Below are 18,088 nucleotides of genomic sequence, written 5' to 3'. Positions count from 1 at the left end.
TGAGGTGCGACATGAGCGAACCCATCCGCCTGACCCAGTACAGCCACGGCGCCGGCTGCGGCTGCAAGATCTCCCCCAAGGTGCTGGAAGTGATCCTCGCCGGCAGCGGCGCGCAGAACCTGGACCCGCGCCTGTGGGTGGGCAACGCCTCCCGCGACGACGCGGCGGTCTACGCCCTGGACGAGGAGCGCGGGGTGGTCTCCACCACCGACTTCTTCATGCCCATCGTCGACGACCCCTTCGACTTCGGCCGCATCGCCGCGACCAACGCCATCAGCGACATCTACGCCATGGGCGGCGACCCGCTGATGGCCATCGCCATCCTCGGCTGGCCGGTCAACGTGCTGCCGCCGGAAGTCGCCCGCGAGGTCATCCGTGGCGGCCGTGCGGTGTGCGACGAGGCCGGCATCCCCCTGGCCGGTGGCCATTCCATCGACGCCCCCGAGCCGATCTTCGGCCTGGCCGTCACCGGCGTGGTGGACAAGCGCCACATGAAGCGCAACGACACCGCCACCGCCGGCTGCCGCCTGTACCTGACCAAGCCGCTGGGCATCGGCATCCTCACCACGGCGGAGAAGAAGTCCAGGCTGCGCGAGCAGGACCGCCACCTGGCCCGCGACTGGATGTGCACCCTGAACCGCCCGGGCAGCCGCTTCGGCAAGCTGGCCGGCGTCCACGCCATGACCGACGTCACCGGCTTCGGCCTGCTCGGCCACCTGGTGGAAATGGCCGACGGCAGCGGCTTGACCGCGCGCATCCGCTACGACGCGGTGCCGCGCCTGCCCGGCGTGGAGCACTACCTGGCCGAGGGCTGCATCCCCGGCGGCACCCTGCGCAACTTCGATAGCTACGGCGAGCGCATCGCCCCGCTGGACGAGGCCCGTCGCCACCTGCTCTGCGACCCGCAGACCAGCGGCGGCCTGCTGGTGGCAGTGGCGCCGGAGGGCGAGGCGGAGTTCCTCGCCGTGGCCCGCGAACTGGGCCTGGACCTGGCGCCCATCGGCGAACTGGCCGAGCGACAGAGCCACGCGGTAGAGGTGGAGTGATGCGCGAAAACACCACCGACTACCGCCGCCTGTTCCTCGAGGGCGTGCCGATGATGGACGCCCGTGCACCGGTGGAATTCGCCAAGGGCGCATTCCCCGGTGTGGTCAACCTGCCGCTGATGACCGACATCGAGCGGCAGAAGGTCGGCACCTGCTACAAGCAGCAGGGCCAGCAAGCCGCCATCGCCCTCGGCCACCAGCTGGTCAGCGGCGCCACCAAGGCGGCCCGTATCGAAGCCTGGGCCGCCTTCGCCCAGGCCCACCCCGATGGCTACCTCTATTGCTTCCGTGGCGGGCTGCGCTCGCAGATCGTCCAGCAGTGGCTGAAGGACGAGGCCGGCATCCAGTACCCGCGCGTCACCGGTGGCTACAAGGCGATGCGGACCTTCCTCATCGAGACCCTCCAGGCCGCCGTGCACGAGTGCGACTTCGTGCTGGTGGGCGGCCTCACCGGCACCGGCAAGACCGACGTCATCCAGGCCCTCGGCAACGCCCTGGACCTGGAAGGCCACGCCAACCACCGGGGCTCCAGCTTCGGCCGCCGTGCCACCGCCCAGCCGGCGCAGATCGACTTCGAGAACGGCCTGGCCATCGACCTGCTGCGCAAGCGCGACAGCGGCACCGGTCAGTTCGTGCTGGAGGATGAGGGCCGCGTGGTGGGCAGCTGCAACCTGCCCTTGGAGCTGTACCAGGGCATGCAGCAGTACCCGCTGGTGTGGCTGGACGACAGTTTCGAGAACCGCGTGGAGCGCATCCTGCGGGACTACGTGATCGGCCTGTGCGCCGAGTTCGTCGCCCTGCACGGCGAGGAAGCCGGTTTCGAGCAGTTCGCTGCGCGCCTGCGCCAGGGCATGGCCAACATCCTCAAGCGCCTGGGTGGCGAGCGCCACAAGCGCATGACGGCGATCCTCGACGAGGCGCTGCAACGCCAGCAGGCCAGCGGCGAGGTGGACCTGCACCGGGGCTGGATCGAAGGCCTGCTGCGGGAATACTACGACCCGATGTACGCCTTCCAGCGCGAAGGCAAGGCCGCGCGCATCGAGTTCGCCGGCGACCAGGCCGCCGTGCTCGACTACCTCCGCCAGCGCCCGTCCCGGCGCTGACCCCCTACCCCGCGCCCGGCAACTTCGGGCGCGAGGCTCACTTCAGGCGAACGCGGTAGACGCAGCGATTGGCATCGCTCAGCAGGTGCTGCTCGCGCTCCACCTCGGCTTCGGCACCGATCACCTCGCGGAACAGCTGCAGCTCCGAGCGGCAGAACCCCTGGCAGACGGTGGCCGCTGCGCAGATCGGGCAGTGGTCCTCGATCAGCAGCCAATCCGCGCCATCGGCTTCCACCCGCGCCATGTAGCCCTCGCGGGAGCGCACCTCGGCGAGCTGCTGCAGACGCCCGACCACGCTGTCGGCCTGGCAGGCCTGGCGGTAGAGCGCGCGGGTCTCGCACTCACGCTGGCCGATCAGGCGGTCCATGCCCTCCTCCCCGAACAGCTGCCGCACCGAGGCGATCAACTGGACGGTGAGCTGCGCGTGGGCATCGGGGAAGCGCCGGTGGCCGGCCTCGGTGAGCGCCCAGCGCTGGCGCGGACGCCCGGCCCCGCTGATGGGCGCCTGCTGGCCCTCCAGCAAGCCGCCCTGGGCCAGCTTCTGCACCTGCTGGCGGGCGGCCTCGGGGGTCAGCTCCAGTTCCTCGGCCAGTTCGGCAGTAGCCAGCGGGCCCCGGGTCTTCACCAGCATCAGGATGCGGTCGGCCGTGGAGGTGGCGGAGTCGTCGGTCATCGGCGGGGCTTTAGGCAAGAAGGGGCTTGCATATTAGAAGGGCATTCCGGCCAGTGTCGAGCGCATTCCCCGTGTCGGCGAACGGCCTTCCCGCAGATTTCCTGACCGTTCGTCCAGCTTCACGGCCACGGACGCTTTTCGGCCCTTTCAACGAATCCGCTCTGGAACGCAGGTTTCACGCGCTCCTACGCCAAAGCGCCGACTGGCCGGTCGCAAATCGCACACAGGGTGCTGAATTTTATGTATACAACCATCTGGAAACATTGAGACAAAAAGCACTACAGTGCGCGCACAACGACAAGAAGTGAGTGCACCTCCATGAAAAACACCGCTACGACCGCGCCCGCAGCACAACGGCCGGAAGATGAAAAACTCAGCGTCGGCGCCAACCTTGCGTACGGCATGCAGCACGTCCTGACCATGTACGGCGGCATCGTTGCCGTACCACTGATCCTCGGACAGGCCGCCGGCCTCTCCCCCGCCGAGATCGGCCTGCTGATCGCCGCCTCGCTCTTCGCCGGTGGCCTCGCCACCCTCCTCCAGACCCTCGGTGTTCCCTTCTTCGGCAGCCAGATGCCCCTGGTCCAGGGCGTGTCCTTTGCCGGCGTGGCGACCATGATCGCCATCCTCCAGAGCGGCGAAGGCGGCGGCATCCAGTCGGTGCTCGGCGCGGTGATGGCGGCCTCGCTCATCGGCCTGCTGATCACCCCGGTGTTTTCCCGCATCACCAAGTTCTTCCCCCCGCTGGTCACCGGCGTGGTCATCACCACCATCGGCCTGACGCTGATGCCGGTGGCCGCGCGCTGGGCCATGGGCGGCAACAGCCAGTCGCCGGAGTTCGGCAGCATGGCCAACATCGGCCTCGCCGGGCTCACCCTCGCGGTGGTCCTGCTGCTGAGCAAGGTGGGCAGCGCCACCATCTCGCGCCTGTCGATCCTGCTGGCCATGGTGATCGGCACCCTGGTGGCCATGTCCCTGGGCATGGCGGACTTCTCCAAGGTGTCCGAAGGCCCGCTGGTGGCCTTCCCCTCGATCTTCCACTTCGGCATGCCGACCTTCCATGTGGCCGCCATCATCTCCATGTGCATCGTCATCATGGTGACCCTGGTGGAAACCTCCGCCGACATCCTCGCCGTGGGCGAGATCATCGGCACCAAGGTGGACTCCCGCCGCCTGGGTGACGGCCTGCGTGCCGACATGCTGTCCAGCATCCTGGCGCCGGTGTTCGGCTCCTTCACCCAGAGCGCCTTCGCCCAGAACGTCGGCCTGGTGGCCGTCACCGGGGTGAAGAGCCGCTACGTGGTGGCCACCGGCGGCCTGATCCTGGTGACCCTCGGCCTGCTGCCGGTGATGGGGCGCATCATCGCGGCGGTACCCACCTCCGTGCTGGGCGGCGCCGGCATCGTGCTGTTCGGCACCGTGGCCGCCAGCGGCATCCGTACCCTGGCCAAGGTGGAATACCGCAACAACATGAACCTGATCATCGTCGCCACCTCCATCGGCTTCGGCATGATCCCCATCGCCGCGCCGACCTTCTACCACCAGTTCCCCGGCTGGTTCGAAACCATCTTCCACTCCGGCATCAGCTCCGCCGCGATCATGGCCATCGTGCTCAACCTGGTGTTCAACCACTTCACCGCCGGCACGCCCGACCAGCCTTCGGTGATCGCTGCCGGCCGCGAGCGCCAGCTGCGCTACACCGACATCGCCTGCCTGAACGAGGGTGACTACTTCCAGAACGGCAAGCTGTACGACGCCGCCGGCAATGAAGTGCCCCTGTGCGAGGACGACGACCACCACCCCGCGCCACGCAGTGCCGGGCGCAGCAGCAAGGCGGCGGAACCCAGTAGTGCGTGACGGCTTCCCTGCTCTGAAGAACCCCGTCCTCTGACGGGGTTTTTCATTGGCGGCAGGGCCCAGCGGGTTGCCGGGCCTGCTGGAAACGCCTGTTCATTTCCGTTCGCTGACCGCCCACTGCCCACCCCGCCTGATTGGTCCCTCCCCGGGTGCCTCCATAGAATATGGAACCTCGTTCCACATTCAGGAATATCCCATGCCCATACCCGCTTCCCCTCCCCTCGAATGCGACCTGCTGGTCATCGGTTCCGGTGCTGCCGGGCTGGCGGCGGCGGTTACGGCGGCTCACCACGGCAAGCGCGTGGTACTGGTGGAGAAGGACCCGGTGCTGGGCGGGGCGACGGCCTGGTCCGGGGGCTGGATGTGGGTGCCGCGCAACCCGCTGGCGCGCCGGGCCGGGATCGACGAGGCGCCCGGGCAGGCCCGCACCTACCTGCGTCACGTGCTGGGCGAGCACTACCGCGCCGAGCTGGTGGATGCCTTCCTCGACCACGGCCCCGAGATGGTGGCCTTCTTCGAGCAGCACACCGCCCTGCAGTTCGCCGATGGCAACGGCATTCCCGACATGCATGGCGACGCCCCCGGCGCGGCCACCGGCGGACACCAGCTGATCGCCGCGCCCTACGACGGCCATGCGGTGCTGGACCTGCTGCCCCGCCTGCGCACGACGATGCGGGAAACCTCGTTCCTCGGCATGCCGATCATGGCCGGCACCGACCTCGCTGCCTTCCTCAACCTCACCCGCTCGCCCCGTGCCTTCCTCCACGTGGCGCGGCGTGTGAGCCGCCACCTGTGGCACCTGGCCCGTCATGGTCGCGCCCTGCAGCTGGTCAACGGTGTGGCGCTGGTGGCGCGCCTGGCCCGTTCCGCCGAAGACCTGGGGGTCACCCTGCTGACCCAGGCCCCGGCCTGGCGCCTGCTGCTGCAGGCAGGCCGCGTCAGCGGCGCGGTGATCGAGCAGGACGGCGTCGAACACAGCATCCGCGCCCGTGCCGTACTGCTGGCCACCGGCGGCTTCGCCCATGACGCCGAGCGGCGGCGCGAGCTGGTGCCGCACGAGCGCAACGGCCAGGCCACCCTGGCCCTGCCGCCGCCCGGTTGCAGCGGCGACGGCCTGCGCCTGGGCGAGTCCGCCGGGGGCGTGGTGGCCCGCGACCTGCGCGCACCGCTGGCGTGGGCGCCGGTGTCCGAGGTGCCGCACGGGGACGGCAGCACCGGGCACTTCCCGCACATCATCGAGCGCGGCAAGCCCGGGGTGATCGCCGTGCTGCCCAGCGGCCAGCGCTTCGTCAACGAAGCCCACGGCTACTACGACTACGTCGACGCCCTGCTGCGCGCCACGCCGGAAGGCGAACCGGTGGTGTCCTGGCTGGTGTGCGACCACCGTTTCCTCCGCCGCTACGGCCTGGGCCACGTGCGCCCGGCACCGCTGCCGATCGGCGCGCACCTGCGCAGCGGCTACCTGAAGCGTGGGGCCACGCCCGAGGCACTGGCCGCCGCCTGCGGCATCGACCCCGCCGGCCTGGCCGCCACCCTCGCCGCCTACAACCGCCACGCCCGCGACGGCCAGGACCCGGCCTTCGGACGCGGCAGCACCGCCTTCAACCGCCGCAGCGGCGACGCCAACCATCCCGGCCCCAACCCCTGCGTGGCACCCATCGAGCACGGTCCGTTCTATGCGGTGAAGGTGCTGCCCGGCTGCTTCGGCAGCTTCGTCGGGCTGCGCACCGACGGCCACGCACGGGTGCTGGATGCCCAGGGCCAGCCCATTGTCGGGCTCTACGCCGCCGGCACCGACATGGCCAGCGTGATGGGCGGGCACTACCCCTCCGGCGGCATCAACCTCGGCCCGGCCATGACCTTCGGCTACATCGCCGGGCGCCACGCTGCCGGGCTCGATGCCCCGGCCCGCAGCCCGCGCGCAGTCACTGAACCAGCTGGTTGATCTCGATGATGGGCAGCAGCACGGCCATCACGATGGTCAGCACCACGCCGCCCATCACCACGATCATCAGCGGCTCCAGCAGCGCCGTCATGCCCAGCGCGCGCCGCTCGATGTCCCGCGACAGGGTCTGGGCCGCGCGTTCCAGCATCGGCGACAGCGCGCCGGTCTTCTCCCCGCTGGCGATCAGGTGGATGAGGATCGGCGGGAACACCCGCCCCGCCTTCAGCGCCACCGCCAGCCCCACGCCTTCGCGCACCGCCAGGGAAGCCTGGGCCACGCAGGCCGCCAGGCGCGCGTTGGAAAGCGTCTCCCGCGCCGCATCCAGCGCCCGCAGCAACGGCACCCCGGCGCCACCGAGGATGGCCAGGGTCGAGGCGAAGCGGGCCGTGTCCACCCCCAGCACGAAGCGCCCCACCAGCGGCAGGCGCAGCACCCGCGTGTGCCAGGCCAGGCGTGCCGCCGGGTTCTGCAGGTAGCGCCGCCAGCCCCAGCCGGCGGTCACCAGGGCCGCCGCGCAGGCCAGCCCCCAGGCACGCACGAAGTCGCTGGCCTGGAGCATGGCGCGGGTCAGGCCCGGCAGGTCCTGGCGCGCCTGGGAGAAGGCGCTGACCACCTGGGGCACCACGAAGCCGAGCAGGAAGACCACGATGCCGATGGACACCACCCCCACCACCGCCGGGTAGATGAACGCCGTCAGCACCTTGCCGCGCAGGGCGTTGCGCTCCTCCACGTAGTCCGCCAGGCGCTCCATCACCTGGGCCAGGTCGCCGGACTCCTCGCCCGCCGCCACCAGCGCGCGGTAGATGGCGGGAAAGTCCCGTGGCCGCGCGCCCAGGGCATCGGCCAGGCGCACGCCGCTGCGCACGTCCGCCCGCACCGCCTCCAGGGCCTCCGCCACGTGGCGCCGCTCGGCCTGTTCCAGCGCCGCGCTGAGCGCCGCCTCCAGCGGCATGCCGGCACCCAGCAGGCTGGCCAACTGGCGGGTGGTGCCGGCCAGTTCGGTTTCCGACAGGCGCGGCGCCAACCAGCCCGCCGAAGCGGCCGGCACCGCCGGGGCCACCTCCAGCGGCACCAGGCCGCGCCCGCGCAGGGCTGCCAGGGCCCCGCGCTCGCTGTCGGCCTCCAGCACGCCGGTCTCGATGCGCCCGCCGGTGTCGGCGGCCTCGTAGCGGTAGCGCTGCACGTCCATGCTCAGGTGTCCCGGGTCACGCGCAGGATCTCCTCCCGCGTGGTGGTGCCGTCGAGCATCCAGCGTTCGCCGTCGTCGCGCATGCTGGCCATCCCCGCCGCCCGCGCGGCCTGGCGCAGCACCTGCTCGGCGGCACCTTCATGGACCAGCGCCCGTGTGCCGTCGTCCATCACGAACAGCTCGTGGATGCCGGTGCGCCCGCTGTAGCCGGTGTGGTTGCAGGCCGTGCAGCCCACCGCGCGCCAGCCGCCGGGCTGCAGCGGGTCGGGCGCCTTGCACTGCGGGCAGAGCCGCCGCACCAGGCGCTGGGCCAGCACCCCCAGCAGGCTGGAGGCCAGCAAGAAGGGTTCCACGCCCATGTCCACCAGGCGGGTCACGGCGGAAACCGCGTCGTTGGTGTGCAGCGTGGCCAGCACCAGGTGCCCGGTGAGGGACGCCTGCACGGCGATCTGCGCCGTCTCGAGGTCGCGGATCTCGCCGATCATGATGATGTCCGGATCCTGCCGCAGCAGCGCCCGCAGGGCCAGGGCGAAGGTCATGTCGATACGCGCGTTGACCTGGACCTGGCCGATCCCCGGCAGGTCGTACTCCACCGGGTCCTCCACGGTGAGGATGTTGTGCACGCTGGCATCCAGCCGGGCCAGGGCGGCGTACAGCGTGGTGGTCTTGCCCGAGCCGGTGGGCCCGGTGACCAGCACGATGCCGTGGGGCTGGCGGATCAGCCCGTCCAGCCGCGCCAGCAGCCCCGGCGCCATGCCCAGGCGCTCCAGGCTGAGGCGCCCGGCCTGCTTGTCCAGCAGGCGCATCACCACCCGCTCGCCGTGGCCGGTGGGCACCGTGGAAACGCGCACGTCGATGGGCCGGCCGGCCACCCGCAGGGCGATGCGGCCGTCCTGGGGCAGGCGTTTCTCGGCGATGTCCAGCTGCGCCATGATCTTGATCCGCGACACCAGCGCCGGGTGCAGCGCCTTGCGCGGCGCCACCACGTCGCGCAGGGTGCCGTCCACCCGGTAGCGCACCACGGCGTGGCTCTCGAAGGGTTCGATGTGGATGTCGCTGGCGCCGTCCCGCGCGGCCTGGGTCAGCAGCGCGTTGATCATGCGGATCACCGGCGCACCGTCTTCCGCCTCCAGCAGATCGGTCACCTCGGGGATGTCCTGCAGCAGGCGGTCCAGGTCCACCTCGCTCTCCACCGCGCCCACCACCGCCGCCGCACTGCCGGTGTCGGCGTAGGCCCGTGCCAGGGCCTGTTCCAGCTCGGCGTCACTGACCGGCTGCAGCCGCGCCCCGGCGAACCGCCGCAGCGCCTCGCCGATGGCCCAGCCGGGGGTGGCCTCGCTGATCAGCAGCACCGGCTCGTCCGTGCCGCCCTCCAGCAGCACCCGCTGGGCCCGCGCCCAGGCATAGGGCAGGCCGCTCACGGCTGCTCCCCCGGGGCCAGCGGCACGGCACGCATCGGCCTGGGCTGTGCCGCTGGCATGGCCTGGGCGGCCGGTGGCAGCTGCGGCGCCTGCATGTCGTCGAGGGACCAGCGCCGCACCGGTTGCAGCGCGCCCTGGGCGCGGCGGATGTAGTCGTAGCGGTTGAGGGTGATGCCCTGGCCGGTGGCGGCATCGCGGACGATGTAGGGACGCAGGAACACCATCAGGTTGGTCTTGCTGCGGGTGCGCCGGTCACTGCGGAACAGCGCCCCCACACCCGGCAGCGCCGAGAGCCCGGGGATGGCGTTGCTGGTCTCGGTGTAGCCGTCCTGCAGCAGGCCGCCGAGCACCATGATCTGGCCGTCGTCGAGGAGGATGCTGGTGTCGATGGCGCGCTTCTGGGTCACCGTGCCGGCGTCGCTGGTGGCGCGCTCGTCCACGCTGCTGACCTCCTGGTAGATGTCCAGCTTCACCGTGCCGCCCTCAGAGATCTGCGGGCGTACGTTCAGCCGCAGCCCCACCTCCTCGCGCTCGATGGTCTGGAACGGGTTGTTGCTGTTGCCGCCGCCGTTGGTGACGTAGTTGCCGGTGACGAAGGGGATGGTCTGGCCGACGAAGATGCTCGCCACCTCGTTGTCCAGGGTCAGCAGGTTCGGCGTCGACAGCACGTTGGTGCCGCCCTTGGCCTTCAGCGCCCGGGCCAGCACCTTGAGGTCCAGCACCCGGCCGACACCGGGGATGTCCACCCCGCCGGAGGCCTTGCCGATGTTCAGCCCGCCGGGCAGCACGTCCAGGCTGTTGCGCGCGGTGGTGGTGAGGCCGGAGCCGCCCAGCCTGGCGCCGCCGAACCAGCCGTTGGCGAGGTCGCCGGCCTGCCACTGGATGCCGAACTCGCTGGCGTCGTCCTCGCTGACCTCGACGATCAGGCTCTCGATCACCACCTGGGCGCGGCGCTGGTCCAGCAGGTCGATCACCTCCCGCAGGCTGCGATACAGCGACTCGGGCGCGGAGATCAGCAGGGTGTTGGTGGTGGTGTCGGCCTGCACCGTGGCGCCCCCGGCGGAAAACGCCACCGGCGCTTCCACCCCGTGGGCCTGGCCGCTGGCGGTCGGGGTGGTGGCGGTTGCCGCCTGGCTGCCGCTGCGGGACGGGGTGCCCGTGCCAGCGGTCTGCCGGGGGCTGCCGGCCTGGCCCTGGCCGCCCAGTTCGCCGCCGTTGAGCCGCTCGCGGGTGCCGTCACCCTGCCCGCCGCCGGCCTCTGCCTCGCCGGTGAGCAGCCCGCGCAGGGCCTGGGCCAGCTTGTTGGCCTGGGCGTTGCGCAGGTACACCACGTGGAGGTTGCTGGGGTTGCCCTGGGCGCTGTCCAGGCGGTCGATCAGCTGCCGCGCCAGGGCCGTGCGCTCCGGGCTGCCGGTGCGCAGGATGACGCTGTTGGAGCGCGGGTCGCCCACCGCCCAGACCTTCTGCCCGGCATCGCCGCCGGGGGTGTCCATCAGTTCGCCGAGCATCGCGGCGATGTCGGTGGCGATGCCGTTGCGCACCGGCACCACGTCGGTGTCCACCGAGCCCGGCACGTCGATGTTGGCGATGATCGCCGCCACCCGGTCGAGGTTCTCCGCGTAGTCGGTGACCACCACGGTGTTGTTGCCGGGGTAGGCGTTGATCGGGTTGTTCGGCGAGACGATGGGCCGCAGCACCGGGATCAGGTTCACCGCGTTCTCGTACTGCAGGCGGTAGGTGCGGGTGATCATGCCGTTGCCCGCCGCGCGGTCGCCGTCGCCCACCGGCCCGCCCAGCAGCTTGGCGTCCGCCTCGGGCACCACCTGGCTGACCTCGCCCGCCTCCACCACCGAGTAGCCCTGCATGCGCAGCGCCGCCAGCAGCATCCCGTAGGCGGTCCGCGCCGGCACCGGCCCTTCCGAGACCAGGGTCAGCTGGCCCTTGACCCGGGGATCGGCGAGGAACTGCCGGCCGGTGGCGCGGGACAGCGCCCGCAACACCGCCGGGATGTCCGCCTCGACGAAGTTCAGCTGCACCGGCTGCTCCCCCAGGCCGGACGCCCCGCTGCCCGCTGCCGGGCGCGGCGCCGACGGCCCTGGTGCGTGGGCCTGGCGCGCCCGTGCCTCGCGTTGCTGCTGTTCCAGCTGGGCCTGGCGCCGCTGGCGCTCGGCCAGGGTGTCCACCGCCGGTCCCGGCGCCACCAGCGGGCGCCCCAGTTCGCTGGGGGCCGGCAGCACCGGCGGCACCTGTGCGCCGCCCTGGCTGCAGGCGGCCAGGGCCGCCACCAGGCCGAGCAGCGCCGGGCCCTGCCAGCCGTGCCCATTACGTTTTGTCATGATCCTTCCCCTGTGCCTGGCGCCCTGTCCAATTCGATGACACCCGTGAGCCGGCCTTCCGCCGACTCTCCATCGCGTTCGCCATCCCGTCGCAGGCGGACTTCGCGCACCCGCACCGGCACGCTGGGCAAGCCGCCCAGCAGCCACTCCATCAGGGCCGGCGCCGGGGCGCCGTCCAGTTGCACCTGCCAACGCCCCGGTTCGCCGCCGAGGCGCACGTGTTCCGTCAGCCCGGCCCGCTCCAGGGTCTCGCGCAGGCGGGCGTCGGCCTCCCCGGGGGGCAGGACCTGACCCACGCCCGCCTCCGCCAGCACGGTTTCCAGGGTCTGCGCCTGGGCCCGCAGGCGTGGCAGCTCCGCCTGCCAGTGGTCGATGCGCTGCAACGCCGGGTCCACCAGGGCGAACCACAGCAGCAACGGCGGCAGCACCAGGGCCGCCACGCGCAGCACGCGGCGCTCGCGGGGCGCCAGCCGCTGCCAGGCCTGGCGCGCCTCGTCGTAGCGCTGCTGCAGGGATTCACGGTTCATCGCGGCGGGCCTCCGGGGCCGGCGCACGGCGCAGGGTCCAGCCATCGGCCACGGCCTCGCCCTCCAGGCCGGCGGGGGCCAGGGTCGCCTGCCAGTCGGCCGGCAAGGGGCTGGCGCTGCGCGCCGGGCGGATCAGGTGCAGGGCGCCGTCGGCGTAGTCCAGCCCCTCCAGGCTGCCGGCCGGCAGCGCCAGGGCCAGGCCGGCCTGGCGCAACAGGCTGTCGAAGCCGTCCGCCCCCGGCGCCTGCCCGGCCAGGCGGGCGTCGCGCTGCTGGCGGGCCTGCTGCAGCGGGTTGAGCACCACCGGCAGCTGCGGGAAGGCCTGGCGCACGCGCTCGTTCATCTGCCGGCGCAGGGCCTGGCCCTGCTCGGCGAGCTGCGCTGCGTAGAGGTTCAGGCCCAGGGTCCAGACCAGCGCCGCCAGGGCGCAGCAACCCAGGGCCCGCCCCCAGCGCGCCGTGCCGGCGTGGCGCGGGGCGGCACCGGCTGCCAGGTCGAGGGTGCCAGCCGGCCCTTGCCAGGCGGCTTCGGCGGGCAGCGCGGCGACACCCTCGGGGCCGCCTGGCCCCAGCCAGTGCCAGCGGGCCGGGTTGGGTTGCTCGGCCAGGGCCAGCGCCGGCAGCGGGTGCACCCAGCCGTGGTCCGGCCCGCTGCGTGCCACCAGGTGGCCGTCCAGGCACTGGGCGCTGACCTGGCCGGGCGGCGGCAGCGGCAGGAAGAACGGCGCCGGCACCAGGCGGAAGCGAACGCCTGCCAGCAGGCGTTGCAGCCGTGCCAGGGCCGGGCGTGCCAGCCAGGCCAGTTGCACCTGCCCGTCGGCCTCGCGCGGGCCATGGGCCAGGTGCAGGGCATCGCGCCCTTCCAGGGCCAGGCCGTCCAGGGCACAGGCGGCCGCGGCGGCCAGGCGCGGAGCCGGCAAGGGCGGCAGCGCCACCCGCGCCAGCAGGCTGTCCTCGGGGTGCAAGCGCAGTTCCAGGGGCGCGCCGCGCAACGTGGCGGCCAGCGTCGGGAGCGCCACCGAGCAGGGCAAGGCCTGCCCGCGTGCTTCCAGCCAGAGGCCCTCCAGCACGCTGCCGGGCTCCAGCAGGCGCAGGGGCGGCAGGGCCAGGCGCAGGCGGCGCTTCATGCGCCCACCCGCGACCAGACCACCCGCGCCGCGCCGTCCTCGGGGCGGAACAGCAAGGCCTCCAGCGGCCACTGGCGGCTGCCGACGCGAACCTGACCCTGCAGGCGGAACCATTCGCTGGTGATGCCCAGGCGCACCTGCTCGGTGTCCAGCTGCGGCAGGCGCAGGCGATTGAGCAGGTCGCCGCTGTTGATGAAGCCCTGGCCCCGGTCGCGCTCGGCCACCAGGGCGCGAGCCCGCTCCAGGCCGAGACCGGGCACCCGCGCGGCGATCACTTCGGCCGGCGCGGTGTTGCCGTTCACCCAGCCGGGCAGTGGCAACACGGTGACGAAGGGCGCCAGCCGCGCCAGGGCACGGGGCTCCACCCCCGGGGCACCGGCCAGGTCCTCCAGGCTGCGTGGGCGCGGCAGGCGGGCCTCGCCGTAGGCGGCCAGCAGGCGCTGTTCCAGGGCGGCGAGGGTCGCCGGGGCGACGCCGAGGCTGGCCCCCAGGCGCTGGAAGGCGGCCTGCTCCAGCGGGTCGAGCTGGCCCTCGTGCACCAGGCTGGCGAGGTTGAACAGGCCCTGCTCGTCCAGCAGGCGCCCGTCGAATGCGGCGCTGTCGGACACCGGCAGCTGCCAGCCACGGGCCCAGCCCTGGTCCAGGCGCGTGGCCGGGTCCTGCTGCCAGGCCTGGCGCAGGCGCTGCAGGCCGAAGGCCGTGGCGCTGCGGGCCACCCACTGGGCCGCCTGGCGCTCGCCCTCACCTTCCGCCAGGCGCACCAGCCGCGCCTGGCGGGCCAGCAGGCCGGCGGCGATCACCGCCACCAGCGCCGCCACCAGCAGCGCGCTGATCACCGCCATGCCCCGTTGCCGGTCCACGTTCAAAGCTGCCAGGAGCCGATGTCGGCGTTCACGCCCTCGCCTTCGGGCTGGCCGTCGGCGCCCAGGGAGAACACGTCCACTTCGCCGTTGGCGCCCGGGTTGAGGTACTGGTAGGGCCGGCCCCAGGGATCGTTGGGCAGGCGTTCGAGGTAGGCGCGCCAATTGCTGGTGGAGGCGTCGGCAGGCTTTTCCACCAGCACCTTGAGGCCCTGGGCCTGGCTGGGGTAGCGGCCCTGGTCGAGGCGGTAGAGCTTGAGGGCCTGCATCAGCCCGGCGATGTCCTGGCGGGCGGCGGTGGCGCGGGCCTGGTCCGGCCGGTCGAGCACCTTGGGCACCACCATCGCGGCAAGGATCCCGAGGATCACCACCACCACCATGATCTCGATGAGGGTGAAGCCTCGCTGGGAGGCCAGGCGCACGCCATCCATATCCGTTACTCCTCGCTGCAGTCCTTGCCGGTCGGCGGGCTCTCGCCCGATCAGATGCAGCGGATTGTTCCAAGCGGATATGTCAGACCGATTGAAAATCCTCGGGAGCTTGGCGGCCCCGGCGGCCCTGGGATGCGGCTCCCGGGGCTGTGCCTGGCGCCCGGGGGCGGCCTCCTCCTGAGCATTGGTCGCCGTTTCGTCAGCTGCCCCGGCTAGGGTCGCGGGCACAGCCTGGAGAACGCGCGATGACCCGATTCCCCCGCCGCCATGCGGCCGGCTTCACCCTGGTGGAAGTGCTGGTGGCCCTGGCCATCGTCGCCGTGGCCATGTCGGCAGCGGTGCGCGCCGCCGGGGTGGCGACCCAGGGCAGCGGCCTGTTGCGGGACCGTTCGCTGGCGCTGCTGGCGGCGCGCAGTGAACTGGCCGAGGCGCAGTTGCAGGGCCGCCTGCGCGGCGGGCGCGAGGTGCGCGACTGCGACCAGGGCCGGCTGCGCCTGGCGTGCGTGCGCGAGGTGACGCGGGACGGCGAGCTGTTCAACCTGCGCCTGGAGGTCCACCCCCGGGACGCCGACGGCCCGCCGTTGGCCCGCCTGAACGCCCGCCTGCCGGCGCAGGATGCCGGGGCGGTGCGCCCATGAGGCGCTCAGCGCAGGTCCGGCAGCTCCGGCCCCTGGGCCAGGCGCGGAATGGCCAGGCGCTCGCGGCGCTCGCCCCGCCGGATGACCACGGCATCGGGCTCGATGGCCTCCAGCCACACCCCCTCGGCCAGCGGCTCGCCGACCAGGAACGGCTGCGGGCTGCTGCCGTCCACGGCGAGGATCGCCACTCGCCCGCGCGGGCCGGCGAACAGCCCGGTCACCTGCAGGGTGACGCTGTCGCTGCGCCGGGCGAACCAGCGGGCCGGCTGTTCCGGCACCGCCACCTGCACGGCCGTGGCGCTGCTGGCGCGGGCCTCCAGGGGCGGCGGGTCGCTCAGCAGCAGGTACCAGGTGGCCAGCCCTGCGAGGGTGGCGAGGATGGCGGCGCCCTGCACCAGGGCGGCGGGGTCGGGTCGGCGGGTCCAGTGCATGGGGCGGTCCTCCCTGAGGTCAGGCAGCCGACCCTAGCAGGCGATCTTCACGGTTTTGTGTCACGGGCTCGGGGTTTCACCCTGGTGGAGCTGATGGTGGTGCTGGTGGTGATCGGCATCGCCAGCGCCGCCGTGGGGTTGAGCATCCGCCCCGACCCGGCGCGCCTGCTGCGGGACGAGGCGCGGCGCCTGGTGCTGTTGCTGCAGATGGCCCAGGACGAGGCCCGCAGCAGCGGCGAGGTGATCGCCTGGGAGGCGGACGAGCGCGGCTACCGCTTCCGCCGCCTGGGCGCGTCGGCCGGCAGTGCCCTGGACGGCGATGCCACGCTGCGCCCGCGCCCCTGGCAACTGGCCGGCGCGCGGGTGCGGGCGACCCCGCCCCGGCTGCTGCTGGACGCCGAGTGGCTGGGCAGCCCGGCACGGGTGGAACTCTCCGACGGGCTGAACCGAGTCGCCCTGGTGCGCGGCGCCGACGGCCGCCTGGAGCTGGAGTGATGGCGCGCCAGCGGGGCTTCACCCTGATCGAGGTGATGGTGGCGATCCTGCTGATGGCGGTGGTGGCGCTGATTGCCTGGCGCGGCCTGGACAGCGTCAGCCGCGCCGACGAGCACCTGCGCCTGGCCACGGAGCGGGACGACGCCCTGCTGCGGGCACTGAATCAGCTGCAGCGGGACCTGGACCAGCGCGCCGGGGTGGAGCTGGAACCCCCGCGCCGCGCCGACGACCCGCCGCCCCCCGCCGAGCGCCTGGCAGCGGTGCAGGTGCGCGGCGGCGGCCGGTTGCCCACCCGCCTGGAGCTGGTGCGCCGCGCCCCCGGCCAGCCCGGCGCGCTGCAACGGGTGCGCTGGTGGGTGGAAGGCGGCGTGCTGCGGCGCGCCACCTCCGCCCCGGCACAGCGCTACCCGCTGCCGCCCCTGGGGCGCGCGGTGACGGTGCTGGAGGGCATCGGCGACTTCCAGCTGCGCACCTGGGCCGAGGGCAGCGGCTGGCACGCCCTGGCCGGTACGCCGGTGCGCAATCCCCGGGGCCTGGAGCTGCGCTTCAGCCGCGAAACGCCCCAGGGGCGCGAGCGCTACCGCCAGGTGTTCGGCCCGCTGGACTGAGCCGCCCGCCCGGGCAGAAAACCTGAACCCCACCGCCCTGCCCCAGTCGGACTCATCAGGTGGCCGGGCACGACCCCGGCCGGTCCCGGAGCCAGACAGGAGCAGCCAGCATGAAGGCCATGGTTTTCCATGACGTGGGCGACATCCGCCTGGAGGATGTGCCCGAACCCACCTTGCAGGCCCCGACCGACGCCATCATCCGCCTCACGGCCTCGGCCATCTGCGGCACCGACCTGCACTTCGTGCGCGGCAGTGTCAGCGGCATGGTCAAGGGCACCATCCTCGGCCACGAGGGCGTCGGCATCGTCGAGGCCCTGGGGGACGACGTGCGCAACCTGCAGGTGGGCGACCGGGTGGTGGTGCCCTCCACCATCGCCTGCGGCAACTGCAGCTACTGCCGGGCCGGCTACTACGCCCAGTGCGACGTCGCCAACCCCAACGGCAAGGAGGCCGGCACCGCCTTCTACGGCGGCCCCGCCGCCACCGGACCGTTCCACGGGCTGCAGGCGGAGAAGGCGCGCATCCCCCACGCCAACATCGGCCTGGTGCGCCTGCCCAGCGAGATCAGCGACGACCAGGCCATCCTGCTGTCCGACATCTTCCCCACCGGCTACTTCGGCGCCGAGATGGCCGAGATCACCCCCGGCGACACCGTGGCGGTGTTCGGCTGCGGGCCGGTGGGCCAGTTCGCCATCGCCAGCGCGTTCCTCTTCGGCGCGGCGCGGGTGTTCGCCGTGGACCACCGGCCCGACCGCCTGCGCATGGCCCGTCAGCAAGGTGCCGAGGTGATCGACTTCGACCGGGAAGACCCGGTGCAGGTGCTGCGCCGGCTCACCGACGGCATCGGCGTGGACCGCGCCATCGACGCCGTGGGCGTGGACGCCGAGCACGGGTGCGCCAGCGGCAGTGCGCAGCGCCAGGAAATGGCCGAGCTGACCCCGCGCACCCACCCGGACGGCGCCAACTGGCACCCCGGCGACGCCCCCAGCCAGGCCCTGCAATGGGCCGTGGAGGGCCTTGCCAAGGCCGGCACGCTGTCCATCATCGGCGTCTACCCGCCCCAGGCGCGGCACTTCCCCATCGGCCTGGCGATGAACAAGAACCTCACCCTGAACATGGGCAACTGCCACCACCGCAAGTACATCCCCCGGCTGATCGAACTGGTGCTGGCCAAGCGCATCGACCCGGCGCGCATCCTCACCCAGGTCAAGCCCATGGGCGATGCCATCGAGGCGTTCAAGGCCTTCGACCGGCGCGAAGCCGGCTGGATCAAGGTGGAGCTGCATCCCCAGCGCCACGGCTCGGCCGGCACTGCCGGCGAGGAGCAGGTGAAGGACGCCGAACAGGTGGCCGGCGCCCTGCAGCGGGCCGCCGACGACCGCCAGCGCTGACGGGGGACGCC

The 18,088-nt window shown here is 72.5% G+C and carries 17 protein-coding genes; 8 read left to right on the top strand and 9 right to left on the bottom strand.

Going from position 1 to position 18,088, the window contains the following annotated elements; all coding sequences use genetic code 11:
- Nucleotides 1-11 precede the first annotated feature (11 nt).
- Together selD and mnmH are read left to right on the top strand one after the other, a co-directional pair.
- On the top strand, nucleotides 12-1,046 hold the full coding sequence (gene selD / locus PotMrB4_RS13900) for a selenide, water dikinase SelD (protein ID WP_044403034.1): 1,035 nt from the start codon (nucleotides 12-14) through the stop codon (nucleotides 1,044-1,046).
- Complete coding sequence (gene mnmH / locus PotMrB4_RS13895) at nucleotides 1,046-2,149, top strand: tRNA 2-selenouridine(34) synthase MnmH (RefSeq protein WP_172433629.1); 1,104 nt, start codon at nucleotides 1,046-1,048, stop codon at nucleotides 2,147-2,149. The genes selD and mnmH overlap by 1 nt, the downstream gene beginning before the upstream one ends.
- A 37-nt stretch (nucleotides 2,150-2,186) precedes the next feature.
- Here mnmH and PotMrB4_RS13890 read toward each other — a convergent pair whose 3' ends face one another.
- Nucleotides 2,187-2,822 (bottom strand): helix-turn-helix transcriptional regulator, encoded by a 636-nt coding sequence (locus PotMrB4_RS13890; protein ID WP_172433628.1) that lies wholly within the window; start codon nucleotides 2,820-2,822, stop codon nucleotides 2,187-2,189.
- 318 nt (nucleotides 2,823-3,140) lie between these two features.
- Here PotMrB4_RS13890 and PotMrB4_RS13885 point away from each other — a divergent pair, with 318 nt between their 5' ends.
- Nucleotides 3,141-4,679, top strand: coding sequence for a nucleobase:cation symporter-2 family protein (locus PotMrB4_RS13885; protein WP_044403046.1), 1,539 nt, complete (start codon nucleotides 3,141-3,143; stop codon nucleotides 4,677-4,679).
- A 196-nt stretch (nucleotides 4,680-4,875) separates the two neighbouring features.
- Nucleotides 4,876-6,624 carry an FAD-dependent oxidoreductase gene (locus PotMrB4_RS13880; protein ID WP_172433627.1) on the top strand — a complete coding sequence of 583 codons (1,749 nt, stop codon included), beginning with the start codon at nucleotides 4,876-4,878 and terminating at the stop codon, nucleotides 6,622-6,624.
- On the opposite strand, the gene gspF is transcribed toward PotMrB4_RS13880, so the two are convergent.
- From gspF to gspG, 7 genes are read right to left on the bottom strand one after another with little or no spacing between them, the layout of a single operon-like run.
- Nucleotides 6,605-7,807 (bottom strand): type II secretion system inner membrane protein GspF, encoded by a 1,203-nt coding sequence (gene gspF / locus PotMrB4_RS13875; RefSeq protein ID WP_172435088.1) that lies wholly within the window; start codon nucleotides 7,805-7,807, stop codon nucleotides 6,605-6,607. The two genes, PotMrB4_RS13880 and gspF, sit on opposite strands and share 20 nt — an antisense overlap.
- Nucleotides 7,808-7,815: 8 nt before the next feature.
- Complete coding sequence (gene gspE / locus PotMrB4_RS13870) at nucleotides 7,816-9,234, bottom strand: type II secretion system ATPase GspE (RefSeq protein ID WP_172433626.1); 1,419 nt, start codon at nucleotides 9,232-9,234, stop codon at nucleotides 7,816-7,818.
- Entirely contained in the window at nucleotides 9,231-11,570 is a 2,340-nt protein-coding gene (gspD, locus tag PotMrB4_RS13865; RefSeq protein ID WP_172433625.1) for a type II secretion system secretin GspD, read from the bottom strand. Before gspD ends, gspE begins: the two co-directional genes overlap by 4 nt.
- Nucleotides 11,567-12,097: a type II secretion system protein GspM gene (gene gspM / locus PotMrB4_RS13860; protein ID WP_172433624.1), complete on the bottom strand. Its 531-nt coding sequence runs from the start codon at nucleotides 12,095-12,097 to the stop codon at nucleotides 11,567-11,569. The genes gspD and gspM overlap by 4 nt, the downstream gene beginning before the upstream one ends.
- Nucleotides 12,087-13,223 (bottom strand): type II secretion system protein GspL, encoded by a 1,137-nt coding sequence (gene gspL / locus PotMrB4_RS13855; protein ID WP_172433623.1) that lies wholly within the window; start codon nucleotides 13,221-13,223, stop codon nucleotides 12,087-12,089. Before gspL ends, gspM begins: the two co-directional genes overlap by 11 nt.
- The gene (gene gspK, locus PotMrB4_RS13850) at nucleotides 13,220-14,065 is read right to left on the bottom strand and encodes a type II secretion system minor pseudopilin GspK (protein WP_172433622.1); all 846 of its coding nucleotides are present in this window, start codon (nucleotides 14,063-14,065) and stop codon (nucleotides 13,220-13,222) included. The genes gspL and gspK overlap by 4 nt, the downstream gene beginning before the upstream one ends.
- A gap of 20 nt (nucleotides 14,066-14,085) precedes the next feature.
- Complete coding sequence (gene gspG, locus PotMrB4_RS13845; RefSeq protein WP_107331509.1) at nucleotides 14,086-14,514, bottom strand: type II secretion system major pseudopilin GspG; 429 nt, start codon at nucleotides 14,512-14,514, stop codon at nucleotides 14,086-14,088.
- Nucleotides 14,515-14,759: 245 nt separating this feature from the next.
- Here gspG and gspI point away from each other — a divergent pair, with 245 nt between their 5' ends.
- Nucleotides 14,760-15,152, top strand: a complete 393-nt coding sequence (gspI, locus tag PotMrB4_RS13840) for a type II secretion system minor pseudopilin GspI (RefSeq protein WP_172433621.1) — start codon at nucleotides 14,760-14,762, stop codon at nucleotides 15,150-15,152.
- Nucleotides 15,153-15,157: 5 nt separating this feature from the next.
- Here the strand turns inward: gspI and PotMrB4_RS13835 are convergent, their stop codons facing one another.
- Complete coding sequence (locus PotMrB4_RS13835; protein ID WP_172433620.1) at nucleotides 15,158-15,583, bottom strand: type II secretion system protein N; 426 nt, start codon at nucleotides 15,581-15,583, stop codon at nucleotides 15,158-15,160.
- Nucleotides 15,584-15,640: 57 nt separating this feature from the next.
- Between PotMrB4_RS13835 and PotMrB4_RS13830 the strand changes: the two genes are divergently transcribed.
- The 3 genes from PotMrB4_RS13830 to PotMrB4_RS13820 all read left to right on the top strand — a co-directional run bounded on the left by PotMrB4_RS13830 (nucleotide 15,641) and on the right by PotMrB4_RS13820 (nucleotide 18,077).
- The gene (locus tag PotMrB4_RS13830) at nucleotides 15,641-16,078 is read left to right on the top strand and encodes a GspH/FimT family pseudopilin (protein WP_172433619.1); all 438 of its coding nucleotides are present in this window, start codon (nucleotides 15,641-15,643) and stop codon (nucleotides 16,076-16,078) included.
- Complete coding sequence (locus PotMrB4_RS13825) at nucleotides 16,078-16,686, top strand: prepilin-type N-terminal cleavage/methylation domain-containing protein (RefSeq protein ID WP_142016282.1); 609 nt, start codon at nucleotides 16,078-16,080, stop codon at nucleotides 16,684-16,686. Before PotMrB4_RS13830 ends, PotMrB4_RS13825 begins: the two co-directional genes overlap by 1 nt.
- A 110-nt stretch (nucleotides 16,687-16,796) precedes the next feature.
- Nucleotides 16,797-18,077 (top strand): zinc-dependent alcohol dehydrogenase, encoded by a 1,281-nt coding sequence (locus PotMrB4_RS13820; protein WP_172433618.1) that lies wholly within the window; start codon nucleotides 16,797-16,799, stop codon nucleotides 18,075-18,077.
- Nucleotides 18,078-18,088: the final 11 nt, after the last annotated feature.

Origin of the sequence: Metapseudomonas otitidis, assembly GCF_011397855.1 — a bacterium.
GTDB classification, from domain to species: domain Bacteria; phylum Pseudomonadota; class Gammaproteobacteria; order Pseudomonadales; family Pseudomonadaceae; genus Metapseudomonas; species Metapseudomonas otitidis.
Note: the sequence above shows the minus strand (reverse complement) of the source record. Positions and strands in the feature narration are given on the sequence as shown.